General features: G+C 44.0%; 10 protein-coding genes. 5 read left to right on the top strand and 5 right to left on the bottom strand.

Annotated elements, in window-relative coordinates; all coding sequences use genetic code 11:
- Positions 1-28 precede the first annotated feature (28 nt).
- From HC965_RS10025 to HC965_RS10010, 4 genes are all read left to right on the top strand, one after another.
- On the top strand, positions 29-1,711 hold the full coding sequence (locus HC965_RS10025) for a thrombospondin type 3 repeat-containing protein (RefSeq protein ID WP_191031344.1): 1,683 nt from the start codon (positions 29-31) through the stop codon (positions 1,709-1,711).
- Positions 1,712-1,741: 30 nt separating this feature from the next.
- Complete coding sequence (locus HC965_RS10020) at positions 1,742-4,843, top strand: DUF6298 domain-containing protein (RefSeq protein WP_191031343.1); 3,102 nt, start codon at positions 1,742-1,744, stop codon at positions 4,841-4,843.
- 176 nt (positions 4,844-5,019) lie between these two features.
- Positions 5,020-5,571: an RNA polymerase sigma factor gene (locus HC965_RS10015; protein WP_191031342.1), complete on the top strand. Its 552-nt coding sequence runs from the start codon at positions 5,020-5,022 to the stop codon at positions 5,569-5,571.
- Between the two features lie 83 nt (positions 5,572-5,654).
- The gene (locus tag HC965_RS10010; RefSeq protein WP_191031341.1) at positions 5,655-5,906 is read left to right on the top strand and encodes a hypothetical protein; all 252 of its coding nucleotides are present in this window, start codon (positions 5,655-5,657) and stop codon (positions 5,904-5,906) included.
- 104 nt (positions 5,907-6,010) lie between these two features.
- Here the strand turns inward: HC965_RS10010 and HC965_RS10005 are convergent, their stop codons facing one another.
- The 5 genes from HC965_RS10005 to HC965_RS09985 all read right to left on the bottom strand — a co-directional run bounded on the left by HC965_RS10005 (position 6,011) and on the right by HC965_RS09985 (position 13,199).
- The gene (locus tag HC965_RS10005) at positions 6,011-7,273 is read right to left on the bottom strand and encodes a TolC family protein (RefSeq protein ID WP_191031340.1); all 1,263 of its coding nucleotides are present in this window, start codon (positions 7,271-7,273) and stop codon (positions 6,011-6,013) included.
- A 3-nt stretch (positions 7,274-7,276) separates the two neighbouring features.
- The gene (locus HC965_RS10000; RefSeq protein ID WP_191031339.1) at positions 7,277-10,369 is read right to left on the bottom strand and encodes an efflux RND transporter permease subunit; all 3,093 of its coding nucleotides are present in this window, start codon (positions 10,367-10,369) and stop codon (positions 7,277-7,279) included.
- Between the two features lie 10 nt (positions 10,370-10,379).
- Complete coding sequence (locus HC965_RS09995) at positions 10,380-11,483, bottom strand: efflux RND transporter periplasmic adaptor subunit (protein WP_191031338.1); 1,104 nt, start codon at positions 11,481-11,483, stop codon at positions 10,380-10,382.
- Between the two features lie 69 nt (positions 11,484-11,552).
- The gene (locus HC965_RS09990) at positions 11,553-11,894 is read right to left on the bottom strand and encodes a hypothetical protein (RefSeq protein WP_191031337.1); all 342 of its coding nucleotides are present in this window, start codon (positions 11,892-11,894) and stop codon (positions 11,553-11,555) included.
- Positions 11,895-11,951: 57 nt separating this feature from the next.
- Entirely contained in the window at positions 11,952-13,199 is a 1,248-nt protein-coding gene (locus tag HC965_RS09985) for an MFS transporter (protein ID WP_191031336.1), read from the bottom strand.
- Between the two features lie 77 nt (positions 13,200-13,276).
- On the opposite strand from HC965_RS09985, the gene HC965_RS09980 reads away from it, so the two are divergent.
- Positions 13,277-14,044 carry a threonine/serine exporter family protein gene (locus tag HC965_RS09980; RefSeq protein ID WP_191031335.1) on the top strand — a complete coding sequence of 256 codons (768 nt, stop codon included), beginning with the start codon at positions 13,277-13,279 and terminating at the stop codon, positions 14,042-14,044.

Below are 14,044 nucleotides of genomic sequence, written 5' to 3'. Positions count from 1 at the left end.
TTTAGTAAACCTATTAAGATTCGAAAGAATGAATAACATCAAGAAAGTATTATCAGCGTGGATGCTGGTTGCCTGCGTACTACCTGTGGCAGCGCAGTATCCAGTGATTCCGGACTCAGTAAAGGCAAGAGCAGCAAAACAAGAAGCGGAGTTCGAACGGAAATCAGATGCGGCATGGGAAAAAGCTCTGCCGACAGTTTTGGAAGAAGCACAAAAAGGACGTCCCTACAAGCCGTGGGCTTCTAAACCGGAAGATTTGATAAAAAGCAATATTCCCGCTTTCCCCGGTGCGGAAGGCGGAGGTATGTATACTCCCGGCGGTCGCGGAGGTAAAGTAATCGTAGTCACTTCCCTCGAAGATTCGGGCTCCGGCACATTGCGCGAAGCTTGCGAAACCGGTGGTGCACGTATCATCGTTTTCAATGTATCAGGAATAATTCGCCTGAAAAGCCCGATTAACGTACGCGCTCCTTATGTGACGATTGCCGGTCAGACAGCACCCGGAGACGGTATTTGCGTGACAGGTCAATCCTTTCTGATTGATACGCATGATGTTGTCATCCGTCATATGCGTTTCCGTCGCGGTGCGCAGGATGTTGCTTTCCGTGATGATGCGGTAGGCGGAAATGCAGTTGGAAATATCATAGTAGACCATTGCTCGGCAAGTTGGGGGCTGGATGAGAATATGTCTATCTACCGCCATGTATATAATAGAGGTGCGGATGGACATGGATTGAAACTTCCAACGGTAAATATTACCATTCAAAACTCCATATTCTCCGAAGCGCTGGATACTTATAATCATGCGTTCGGCGCTACTATCGGCGGGCACAACAGTATGTTCTGCCGTAATCTCTTCGCTTCCAATATCAGTCGTAACAGTTCGGTAGGTATGGATGGAGACTTTAACTTCGTCAACAATGTTGTTTTCAACTGGTGGAACCGTTCCGTAGACGGGGGAGATAACAAGAGTTTCTACAACATGATTAATAACTACTTCAAGCCGGGACCTATCACTCCGTTGGATAAGCCGATTTCCTATCGTATCCTCAAGCCGGAAGCCGGACGTGACAAGAGTAAACCCCTGTCTTTCGGAAAAGCCTATGTAAACGGTAATATCGTTCATGGCAACGCTAAGGTAACGAAGAATAACTGGGACGGTGGCGTACAACTAGCCAGCGAAGTAGATGAAAATAAGTTCCTTCCGCAGATTAAATCAGATGAACCGTTTAAAATGCCTCATGTAACCATTATGGATACTAAAAAAGCATCTGATTTTGTATTGGATAATGTAGGAGCCAATTTCCCGAAACGTGATGCCGTAGATACACGTGTTATTAAAACCGTACGTACAGGAAAAGCCATTTATGTAAAAGATGCGCCTGAATTTGTTTCTCCTTATGTAAAGAGACGCTTACCGGCTGACTCTTACAAGCAAGGTATCATTACAGATATTCGTCAGGTAGGCGGACTTCCCGAATATAAGGGAGAATCGTATATCGACACAGATGGTGACGGTATGCCGGATGCCTGGGAAATTGCTAACGGGCTGAATCCGAATGACCCGGCAGACGCAACTATGGATTGCAACGGAGACGGCTATACCAACATCGAAAAATACATTAATGGTATGGACACCAAGAAAAAAGTGGATTGGACAAATATAAAGAACAATCACGATACACTATCTAAACGGAAAAGTTTATTTTAGCCGAATAAATAGATAATAAAGTTTATTGTAATGAATATACGAATAAGAACTATCCTTTTGGGACTATTAAGTATTGGGTTTGCGCAGAATCATGCGCAAACCTTTGCTTTGCAGGTAAAGAATGACCAAATTACCTATCTGACCGATGAACAGGGAAACCGGATTCTCGATTTCTCGACTTGCGGTTATCAGGCATCCGAACAGGATATCCCTTCTGTTCGGAATGTTGTATTTGTATCCTGGAAGGAAGGAGACAACACAGCAAGAATTCAACGGGCCATTAATTATGTAGCTTCACTGACTCCCGATGCTTCCGGTTTTCGCGGAGCGGTATTGGTCGGTCAAGGAGAGTTTGCTCTATCCGGCAGCATCCGTATTCCTGCATCTGGAATCGTACTGCGAGGAATGGATAAGGAAAAAACAATATTACTGAAAAAAGGAGTAGACAGAGGAGCACTTATCTATGTGGAAGGAACAAATGACCTGAATATGCAAGACACCTTGCAGGTACTCTCCAATTACGTTCCGGTAAATGCAAGAACGTTGGAGGTTGCTTTGGGAACTTCTCTGAAAAAAGGCGACCGGGTAATGGTAACCCGCCCTTCCGATAAAACATGGATTGCTTCTTTAGGCTGTGACATCTTTGGCGGTGGAATCAGTGCCTTGGGGTGGAAGGAAGGCGATACGGATTTGACCTGGGACAGAACTGTCAGCGAAGTAAATGGCAATCAAATCACATTGGATGCCCCATTGACCGTAGCTTTGGATGCCAAATACGGTACTTCGGTGGTTATGGCCTACCAATGGAACGGACGTATCAATCATTGTGGAGTCGAGAATATGACCTTGGTTTCCGATTACGATAAGCGTTATCCCAAAGACGAAGACCATTGTTGGACGGGTATCTCCATCGAAAATGCGGAAAACTGCTGGGTAAGACAGGTAAACTTCAAGCATTTTGCCGGAAGTGCCGTTATCGTTCAGCGTACAGGCTCTAGGATTACCGTCGAGGACTGTATTTCGAGAGAACCTATTTCTGAAATTGGTGGTATGCGTCGTAGTACATTCCATACATTGGGACAACAGACTTTGTTCCAACGTTGTTACTCTGAACAGGGGATTCATGACTTTGCTGCCGGATTCTGTGCAGCCGGACCTAATGCTTTCGTACAATGCGATTCGTATGAATCTTTGGGATTTAGCGGCTCTATTGACGCCTGGGCATGTGGACTGCTGTTTGATGTAGTAAATATTGACGGACATAATCTTACCTTCAAGAACCTGGGACAAGATAAAAACGGAGCCGGATGGAATACGGCAAATAGCCTGTTTTGGCAGTGTACCGCCGCAGAAATCGAATGTTATGCCCTATCAAAAGATGCGAAGAACCGTGCATACGGTTGTTGGGCACAGTTTTCGGGAGACGGTGAGTGGGCACAATCTAATAATCATGTACAACCGCGCAGTATCTTTTATGCCCAATTAGCGGAACGACTGCAAAAAGACTGTGGCGAACGTGCCCGTATCCTGCCCCGAAACACAAGCGCAACCAGCAGCCCGACTGTTGAAGTAGCGATGGAATTGGCAAAAGAAGCATATACTCCCCGTCTGACATTGGAACACTGGATTGAAGAAAATAAGTTTGCTCCTTCAGTAGCATCCGCCGGCGTGAAATCAATAGAGGACATCAAAGAGAAAAAGACTTCTTCAAACTTAAAGAAGTTGTCGGTTCAACCGGAAGTAACTATCGTCAATGGACGCATCCAAATGGACGGCGCCTTGCTGGTAGGTGGCAGTCATACCACTCCCTGGTGGAACGGCAGACTTAAAACCAGTTTCCTGAAAAAGGCAAGTCCTGCCATTACCCGCTTTGTTCCGGGACGTGAAGGATTAGGATTAACCGACCGTATCGACTCTGTCGTCAACTTTATGAAAGAGAAAAACATTCTCGTTTTCGACCAAAATTACGGATTGTGGTATGACCGTCGCCGGGACGACCACGAGCGTATCCGCCGTCGGGATGGAGATGTATGGGGACCTTTCTATGAACAACCTTTCGGACGCAGCGGTCAGGGAACAGCTTGGGAAGGATTGAGTAAATACGACTTGAACCGTCCTAACGCATGGTATTGGTCACGATTGAAGGAATTTGCAGAGAAAGGAAGTGAAGACGGCCTGCTTCTGTTCCATGAAAACTATTTCCAACATAATATCATAGAAGCCGGTGCACACTGGGTGGATAGTCCGTGGAGAAGTAGCAACAATATCAATCAGACCGGATTCCCAGAGCCTGTTCCGTTTGCCGGAGATAAACGAATATTCGTGGCAGATATGTTCTACGACGTTACCCATCCGGTACGCCGCGAACTGCACAGACAATATATCCGTCAATGCTTGAACAACTTTGCAGATAATTCAAATGTCATCCAACTGACAAGTGCGGAATTTACAGGCCCGTTGCACTTTGTGCAATTTTGGCTGGATGTAATTGCCGAATGGGAAGCAGAAACCGGAAAGAAAGCTAAAGTAGCATTGAGTACAACAAAAGATGTGCAGGATGCGATTCTTGCAGATTCCAAACGTGCTGCGGTAGTTGATATTATTGATATTCGCTACTGGCATTATAAGACGGATGGAATCTTTGCGCCTGAAGGTGGAAAGAATATGGCTCCCCGCCAACATATGCGTAAGATGAAAGTAGGAAAGATTACTTTCGATGAAGCCTATAAGGCAGTAAATGAGTATCGGCAGAAATACCCTCAAAAGGCTGTGACATTCTATGCACAGAATTATCCGGCTATGGGATGGGCTGTATTCATGGCAGGTGGTTCATGTCCTGTAATCCCGTGCACGGATAAGGCGTTCTTGAAGGATGCTGCGGTGATGGAAGTGGAAGAAACAAATACCGATGCATATAGGAGAATGGTAAAATCTGATATTGGAAGTATCATTTATTCCAAGTCGGGAACAGATATTCCAGTTCAATTATCGTCCGGGAAGTATGCATTAAAGTACATTCATCCTGCTTCAGGAAAGATAGAAGTGATAAGTAAATCGTTGAAAATAAACGTATTATACAAGCTAAAGGTTACTGATAAGAAAGAAGGTATTTATTGGTTCCATAAACTATAAAATAGAAAATCCCGTTGAAGACTATTCAGCGGGATTTTTCTTTTTTACCGGTAATTTCTAGTAAAAGAGTGTTATATAACATGATACTTGTTTTTTCAATCCACAAATCAAATATTACCTAATGTTGCGGTCAATACTGCTTAGTTTTGCAACATCAAATCAATCGAATTAATGCTATGATGGAACAGACTAATAATTCAACCGAAACTTTATTCGCTTCTTTTCAAGCGGGAAATATGGCAGCGTTTTCTCAACTGTATAATTTGCACATCAACGTCCTTTTTAATTATGGATTAAAGTTGACTATTGATAAAGAGTTACTTCAAGACTGCATCCATGACGTCTTCGTAAAACTCTATACTAAGAGAGAAGAATTAGGAGCCATTGATAATGTCAGATCCTATTTATTCATCTCATTAAAGAATAAACTCTGCGACGAACTTCGCAGACGTATGTACACTTCTGATACAGCCATAGAAGAAGTGATTATACCGACTCCCACAGATGTAGAAGACGATTATGTGGAAAGAGAGCAGCGCAAAAGCGAGTTTTCATTGGTAAAGCGTTTATTGAACCAATTATCACCCCGCCAGCGTGAAGCACTTACCTTATATTATATAGAAGAAAAGAAATACGAAGATATTTGCGAGATTATGAATATGAATTATCAGTCCGTACGCAATTTGATGCACCGCGGATTGTCCAAGTTGCGCACACTGGCAAGTTAATTTTAGTAAAAAGGATATTTTGTTGAGTACATATACAGAATAATGACGTCCTATTTATGTAAACGCTTAAAAAAGGATGCGATATGTGCTCTAAGGTAAAAGATTTTTTGACGGACGATGATTTCATTAACTATGTGCTGGGTGTAACTCCACAATCAGCTTCCCAATGGGAAACTTATTTCAGAGAACACCCGGAAGAGATGGCAGATGCAGAAGAAGCTAAAGCCGTATTACTGGCTCCGGCAGATGTTGTCTGTGATTTCTCAGCAGATGAAAATAAGAGATTGAAAGATAGGATTGTTAGTAGTATAAAAGATTTTTCGGGTATTTTGTAGTTAGGTTAGATAAAAGTTAGGTTAGTTAAGGCATTAAAAGATTGACGCAGTCTTTCATAGAAGTTTCGCTGGGGAACTCTATGAAAGACTGCGTTTTTATCCTATTATAAATGTATATCCCATATACCGGCAGATTTCTCCAATTCCACCAGTGCCGCATTGTAATTATAGAGAGTTTCTATATATTGCGCCTGCACCTCGTCATAGGTGCGCTGCGCATTCAAAATCTCCAGTAACGAAACTTCTCCGCGGTTGTAACTGTAAATCTTTCCATTCAGAACTTCCTTAGCCTGTTGAAGCATACCATTCTCATAATGTTTCACCTGTTCCACCAATGACTGATATTGATGGTAAGCCTGCAATACTTCTGTTTGTACTTGCAGACGTGCCTGGTCATATTGCAAATGCGTCTGTTGCTCTTTGAATTTGGCAGCGTGGACAGCTCCACGATTCATCGCCGAGAACTTCAATGGAAAAGCTACTCCTACGGTAACCCCTGTGAAGGGCGGGGCAGGTGCTTCTTCATTCTTAACCCGGGCATTTTTTCCCACTTCCACTGAAAGGTCAATATCAGGGATATTCTCTCTCCGGGCTACTTTCACCGCTTTATGAGCCACAATCGTATTCTTATAGAAAGCTACCAAATCAGAACGGCTGTCAACAGCAGTGGCAATCAAGTCACTAAGAATGAAATCCTTATGTTGTGTCTGCAATTCCGAGACAGGCTGATAAAGCGTATCAGTACTGAATGTACCCATCATTACAGCCATTGCCGCATAAGCGTTTTTCACATCCGTTCCTGCCTGTAGAAATTCATTGCGGAGAATACCCGCTTCCAATTTGCTTTGTATAGCATCCACTTCCATGATTTTTCCCAAGGTATAGCGTACACTATCCGACTCAGCCAACTGACGGAGATTATTGTAGGCATTCTTTTTCACTTCGTAAAGTTTTTGCTGCTTGATAGCTTCCAAATAGGTAAGTGTAGCATCCGCCTGCAAATTGCGGAAATAATCGGTCAGTAACACCTGCGTCAATTCGCTTTCGCTGCGTGCCATACCGATGGCGGCACTTCTCTTGCCTAAAGTTACGGTTTGAGTCAGACCGACAGCGAATCCTTCACCCATCTGCAACTTACTGTTCTCATTATTGAAGTAACTGACGGACAACTCCGGGTCATTAAACACTCGTGCGGCTACGAGGTCTGCCTGTGCTGTGCTGACATTCAGTTTCTCCACAGCATATTCCAGGTTGCCGCTGCTTACTTTTCCCAAATACTCCTGATAAGAGAGTGGGAAAGGCTTGTTTTGTGCTTGCAGGGATACTCCGACAGCAAGCATGGACCATATATAGATTTTCTTTATCATACTTTATTCATTGAGATGATTTTCTTTTTCTTCTATTCGTTTCTCCATCATATAATATAAGGATGGGAGAATATAAAGAGTAATAATCGTGGCAAATAGCAAACCATAGACAATCACAGTTGCCAATGGGCGTTGCACATCCGAGCCGATTCCTGTGGATAGGGAGGCGGGAAGAAGTCCCAGTACGGCAACGGTTGCTGTCATCAAGATAGGGCGGAAACGATGCCGTGCTCCCGTGATAACCGCATCCCGCAATGTTCTTCCGCGTGAGCGTAAATTATTGATATGTGATATCATAATCACCCCGTTTTGAATAGCCACGCCAATCAGAGCGATGAAACCTACGGCCGAAGATACATTCAGAGTCATGCCACGCACATTCAGAGCCAACATTCCACCGAAAAGAGCCAGCGGTACTACGCACATAAGCAATGCCGCCTGTCGGAAATGTCCCAATGCCGCAAAAAGCAGAAGCAACATCAATCCAAGTGCCAAAGGCACAATAATACCTAAGCGTGAATAGGCACGATGCTGATTCTCGAATTGCCCCGCCCACTTCAGACGATACGCATTAGGATCATATTTCACTTGTTGGCCGATTGCCTTATTTGCCTGATTCAGGAAAGAAGTCAGGTCGATGCCCCTCAGATTTACATGAATCGTCAGATGACGTTTGTTCATCTCCCGTGAAATAGTACTGGCTCCGGTAGTCATTTTTATATTAGCAATCTGGCTAAGAGGAATTTTACTGCCGGAATCCGTAGTCACCATCAGACTACCAATCCGTTCGGGTGTATTGCGGCTTTCATCATTGAACCGGCAAATCACGTCATACGACTTACTGCCGACAAATATCTGTGAGACGGCTTTGCCACCGATAGCCAATTCAATCAAATCCGCCACATCCGAAACATTCAACCCATATTGGGCGATGCGGTCACGGTCGGCAATAATCTGCAATTGGGGCATAGGCGGTTCCTGGTCGATAGCCACATCTACTGCACCGGGAATCCGTTTGACAATTCCCTCTACTTGCTCGGCGATACGACGGGTTTCGGCAATGTCATCTCCATAGATCTTGATGGCGAGGTCGCTATGTGCTCCCGCTATTTGGTCCATTACCATGTCGATTATCGGTTGAGAGAAGCTGACGTCATAGCCGGGCATCCGGGATAAAGTATCATTCATTTCTTCAATCAGGTCTGCTTTTGTCTTTCCGTTTTTCCAGGTCGAGTAAGGTTTCAGCCCTACGGCGCACTCTACATGAGAAAGAGAAAAAGCTTCCGCGCCTTCATCGTCACGTCCCACCTGTGTCATTACATAAGAAACTTCCGGGAACTTCCGAACCGCTTTTCGCAAGTCGGCTCCCATCTGCTTGGATTTCTCAATAGATATGCCCGGAGGGAGTTGCACCTGAATCCAAATAGAACCTTCGTCCAGCGGGGGAAGGAAGTCTTTTCCTACCATCCAACTCAATCCGCCGGCAAGAAGAAGGATAACAGACAGGAAAAATAGTACCGGTTTGTGGCGGTCGATAATCTTCAGCGTCTGTGCGTGATAAATACTGCTCAACTTTTCCAGCCATTGATTATGCGATACCTTTCTGGGTTTACGGTAAGCAACGAAAGCGAGTCCGGGAGTCAGAAATAAAGCGACCAGCAGAGCGCCTATCAACGCATAACCTACGGTGTACGCCATCGGAGTAAACAGTTTCTTTTCGATATGCTCAAAAGCGAAGAGTGGTAAATAGGCGGTAATGATAATCAGTGTAGCGAAAAAGATAGGGCGGGCTACTTCAGCAGTACGCCGGAGAATAGAGTCTTCCGTCAGGATTTCCCCAGGATGGCGTTCACGCTTTTTCAGTATGGTTTCCGTCATGACGATGGCACCGTCCACAATAATACCGAAATCAATCGCTCCCAAAGAAAGCAGATTCGCCGGAATATTCGTGAGATGCATAAGGATAAAAGCAATCAGCAATGCCAGCGGAATGGTAAGTGCAACCAATAACGCACCCCGCCAACTTCGGAGAAACATGATTAATACCAGTACTACCAATATCATTCCTTCAAATAATGTATGCGATACGGTGCGCAAGGTCGTGTTGACCAAATCCGTCCGGTCCATAAAAGGATGAATCTGTGTTCCTTTCGGCAATATTTCATTATTCAACTCGTCTACTGCCGCGTGTACTTCTTCCAATACCTTCGACGGATTTTCACCGCGAAGCATTTGCACAATACCTTCCACGCCATCATCGTAGCTATGCACTCCGTCATTGAATCCAAGCACCCCTTTACGTTCCAGGCTACCGTATTTCAGTTTGCCGATGTCATTCAGATAAACAGGAACACCCTTCTCTGTTTTTATAACGATATTCCCCAAGTCCTGCAAGTCCTTCACCAGTCCGATGCCCCGGATTACATAACTCAGGTCACCATGGCTCAACATACTACCACCGGCATTCACATTATTCTTTTCAATCTTTTCCGTAATATCTCCTAATGAGACATTGTATTGTTCCATCTTGCGAGGGTCAATCTCTATTTGATATTGGGTAGTGATGCCGCCATAGTTGCTGACATCCGCCACACCCGTCACCTGTTTTAACCGGGGAATGATAACCCATTTGTGCAAATCGGTTATCTCGCGCAAATCCAGATTATCGCTCTCAATAACATAACGGAAGATTTCTCCGGTAGGAGAGGTCAACGGATTCAATCCGGGAACTGCGTCATATGGAAGCTCGACATCTACAAGTCGTTCCTGTACCCGTTGACGCGCCCAATAATCATCCACACCATCATCAAATACCAGTACTACCGTACTAAGTCCGAAAGTGTTTTTACTTCTCATCACATTGAGTCCCGGCAAACCGTTGACAGCCCGTTCGATAGGAATGGATATTTGCTGTTCGATTTCTTCCGCGGCAAGTCCCGGCACTTGTGTGACGATTTGTACGGTTGTGTCGGAAATATCAGGATAAGCATCAATAGCCAACTGCGTCCACGAATAGTAACCTACGATACCGATAAACGCAAACAATACGAACATCAGCCCCCGCCGATGTAACGCCAGATAAATAATCTTCTTCATACTGCTTCTGTTACCGGGCGTCTACTAAATAAAAAGCTCCTTCGGAAATAATCTTTTCTCCGGGTTGCAAGCCGGAGAGGATAACGGTTCTATTCCCGTCTGTACCGGCAGTCCGGATAGTACGTTTCTGATATTGATGGTTGCCCAAAGCTACGAGTACATAATTACTGTCTTCATTTTGCAGGATAGCGGAAGTAGGTATCAATATCTCGTCGGCAGCCGTATCGGTCAGTTTGACTGTTCCGTACATGGCAGGTTTCATCAACCGTTCTTTATTATCACACTCTATCAATACTTCCACGGCACGGGTATCTTCGTCCAGCATTTCGTTGATATGATAGATTGTTCCCGTAAAATGACGGTCGGGCATGGATACAAGAGATACTTCTACGTTAGCCAGTGAGCGTATCAATGGAATATCCTTTTCTTTCACGTTGGCGGCTACCCATACTTTATTCAAGTCGGCAATAATCGCCACCGGGTCGGCATCCTCTTTCAGATATTGCCCGATGATGATTTTGTCCGAAACAACTTCACCATTGATGGGAGAGCGTACAATCAGCGGTTGTCCCAATACCAAATCGGAAGGGTCAATCTGAAAAACCTTCAGGGCTGCCAGGGCATTCTCATAATCCTTCTTTTTCAGTTCGTAGTTGACTTCCGCTTCTTCCACTTCTTTTTGTACACCTACCTTATTGGCAAATAAGTCCTTTTCGCGTTTCAGGCTTTTCAATGCCAGTTCCATTTCCTGTTTGGTTTGGTAGTAAGTCTTGCTTGTTTCAAAGAAATCGGGAGAGCTTATTTCAAAGATGGCACTTCCTTTGGATACTTTCTGTCCCAGGCGGACAAATGTTTTGGTGATGCGTCCGGCAAATGGAGAAGCGATTTCCGCGTAATTTGTCGGTATCGCCTTCACGACACCTGATGTGGTAAATGATTTCTGATAAGATTCCATCTGCACTTCACTCTCTTTAATTTTAGGCAGAATTGATTCTGAAGTCAGGGTAATTGTATCCCCTTGTACGGTAATCTCCTGCTCGGTGGCATCCTGGGAATTACCCGTACACGAAAAAGTCACTATACCTGCAAGGCACAGCAATGTATATGGTTTCATGTATAAACTATTATAATTTGATTTGACTCTATAATAAATGTGTAGGCGACTGAAAGATTTCAGTCCGGTTTATGATAGAGCAAAAGGCGGGGCGCGGTAAGACGGATGGTGAAACTCCTTCCGGGGAGCCGGACAATGATAGGTTTGTAAAATGATTCCTATAAAAGAAAGCGCGAAGAAGACCGCCATCATAAGAGGCGCTTCCGCGATAAGCATATTCAGGAAACCGACCGTCTCATATTCTGCTTCGGAATGAGAATGATGTGCTCCCGGAAAGAAAGGGTGGGAGTGAGTGACAATGGTATATTCTGCAATCTGATGGGTATGCACGAATGCCGTGATTCCTATATAATAGTATAGAAAAAACAGAATCAGCAGATAGCGTCCAACAGTAGCAGCAACTTTTTTCACTTGTCTTGTCGTTTGTTGCTGCAAAGGTATTAACTTTCTTTTAAAAAAAGTCGATAGTTATTGTTTAATTTCAAATGCTTTAGTAAAACTGACAATGAATACAATGCATCCGCCCAATATACCGATAATCATATAAGCAACGCGAATATCGAATGCCTGCGAAATGGCACCGATAAGCAAAGGAGCAATCAGCGAACCTATAAAGCTGATACTTGACAGAATAGTAAGTGCGATGCTGACCGGTGTTTTCGATTTGGCTCCCACAAAACTATATAAAGTAGGAACAATGCACGAAATACCCAAGCCCACCAGCATAAAGCCCAATGAATTAATAATCACCTTCATTGCCATAGACTCAAAAACTCCCCCTAACAAAGCGGAAACAAAGAAACCGATGCAGATAAAACTACCTGCCAGTTGCAGTACTCTCTTCTTTCCCCAAAGCTGATATGCATAATTAGTCAGAAAACGTCCTGTCGCCATCATAACCATAAATACCAGGAAGCCAATCTGCAATGACTTGGGCACATGAACCACTGATTCAAAATAAACCGCACTCCAGTCGAACATGGCACTTTCTACAATCAAAGCAAACAGTCCTACAAGTCCCAACTGCAAAAGTAACATTTCCGGTTTCTGAAATAACAAGCGGAAACCATTAGGAGCTTTCCGGGTGGCTTCTTCTTTATCCGTACCCGTTTTATCTGTCCCGGGAACTTCCACTTCCTGCGACATACTATCTTGCAGATATTTCCGTCCCGATAAGGCTATAATAAGAATAATCAGAAATATCAGCGCATAATGCCACACAGGAGAAACACCCGTCAGAATCATGACAAAGCCGATAAGCGCTCCCGCACATGCTCCCAAACTCCATCCGCCATGAAAAGTAGCCATAATGGTCTTACCGTATAAACGCTCTACCTCGATTCCCTGTGTATTGAACGATATATCACACAAATTCCAAAATACCCCGAAACAAAATAATAGGAATCCCAACAGATAAACTTCGTGAGCCAATCCCACACAAAGCAGAGCAGAAGCATACCCTATAATACTGACCTGTACCATACTCCGGCTTCCCAACTTAGAAACAAGATAGCCCGCCAATGGGATAGCTACAAACTTGCCAACCGGTATCATAAACAGAATCAATCCCCAGTAAAAAGCATAATTGGCCGCAAAAATATCTTTGAAATCAGGTATTCGACTCGCCCAGCTTGCCATACAAAGTCCCTGGGCAAAGAAGAAAGTCAATATGGCAAAACGTATTCTCTCTTTCGGATGCGTAAATTGGTTATTCATGCATTTTTTATTTTTAATCGGGGCAAAGGTATCTATTTTTTTTGTACTTTTGCGCCCGATTTAAAAATATCACATTCATGAAGACAAGCGAATCTTTATTATCCATAGGTAAGTTTATAGCGGAATATTCAGCCCATTTAATGGGGGCCGGAGTGCATACTTCACGAGTAGTGCGTAACTCCAAACGTATCGGAGAAGCTTTTGGTTTAGATGTAAAATTAGGTGTATTTCATAAAAATATCATTCTCACAATTATAGACAAGGAAACAAACGAAGCCTGTAATGAAGTAATAGATATTCCTGCACATCCTATCAGTTTCGAGCACAATTCAGAGTTAAGCGCATTAAGTTGGGAAGCAGTGGACAATCATCTGTCGTTGGAAGAACTGACTGCGAAATACAGGAAGATTGTTTCCGCCCCGATGATACATCCTCTTTTCGTCTTACTGCTGGTAGGATTCGCCAATGCATCTTTCTGCAAATTATTCGGCGGCGACTTGATTTCCATGGGAATTGTCTTTTCGGCCACTATCACTGGATTCTATCTGAAACAGCAGATGCAGAGGAAGAAAATGAACCACTATGTCGTATTTATAGTCTCGGCTTTCGTTGCTTCCCTTTGTGCTTCTACCGCCCTTATTTTCGATACGACATCCGAAATAGCCATGGCGACCAGTGTCCTTTATCTTGTTCCCGGCGTTCCCTTGATTAACGGCGTGATTGATGTAGTCGAAGGATACGTTCTTACAGGGTTTGCCCGTCTGACGGAAGCCTCTCTGCTGATTGTCAGCATCGCTATCGGACTTTCCTTCACATTATTAATGGTAAAAAACAGTTTAATTTGA

It is taken from the genome of Bacteroides sp. GM023 (assembly GCF_014750685.1).
Lineage (GTDB): Bacteria > Bacteroidota > Bacteroidia > Bacteroidales > Bacteroidaceae > Bacteroides.
The sequence above is the reverse complement of the archived record's forward strand: the minus strand, read 5'-3'. Positions and strand labels throughout refer to the sequence as shown.

Coding starts and splice junctions, on each gene's coding strand:
- HC965_RS10025 (WP_191031344.1), top strand. CDS start 29: ATGAATAACATCAAGAAAGTATTATCAGCGTGGATGCTGGTTGCCTGC.
- HC965_RS10020 (WP_191031343.1), top strand. CDS start 1,742: ATGAATATACGAATAAGAACTATCCTTTTGGGACTATTAAGTATTGGG.
- HC965_RS10015 (WP_191031342.1), top strand. CDS start 5,020: ATGATGGAACAGACTAATAATTCAACCGAAACTTTATTCGCTTCTTTT.
- HC965_RS10010 (WP_191031341.1), top strand. CDS start 5,655: ATGTGCTCTAAGGTAAAAGATTTTTTGACGGACGATGATTTCATTAAC.
- HC965_RS10005 (WP_191031340.1), bottom strand. CDS start 7,273: ATGATAAAGAAAATCTATATATGGTCCATGCTTGCTGTCGGAGTATCC.
- HC965_RS10000 (WP_191031339.1), bottom strand. CDS start 10,369: ATGAAGAAGATTATTTATCTGGCGTTACATCGGCGGGGGCTGATGTTC.
- HC965_RS09995 (WP_191031338.1), bottom strand. CDS start 11,483: ATGAAACCATATACATTGCTGTGCCTTGCAGGTATAGTGACTTTTTCG.
- HC965_RS09985 (WP_191031336.1), bottom strand. CDS start 13,199: ATGAATAACCAATTTACGCATCCGAAAGAGAGAATACGTTTTGCCATA.
- HC965_RS09980 (WP_191031335.1), top strand. CDS start 13,277: ATGAAGACAAGCGAATCTTTATTATCCATAGGTAAGTTTATAGCGGAA.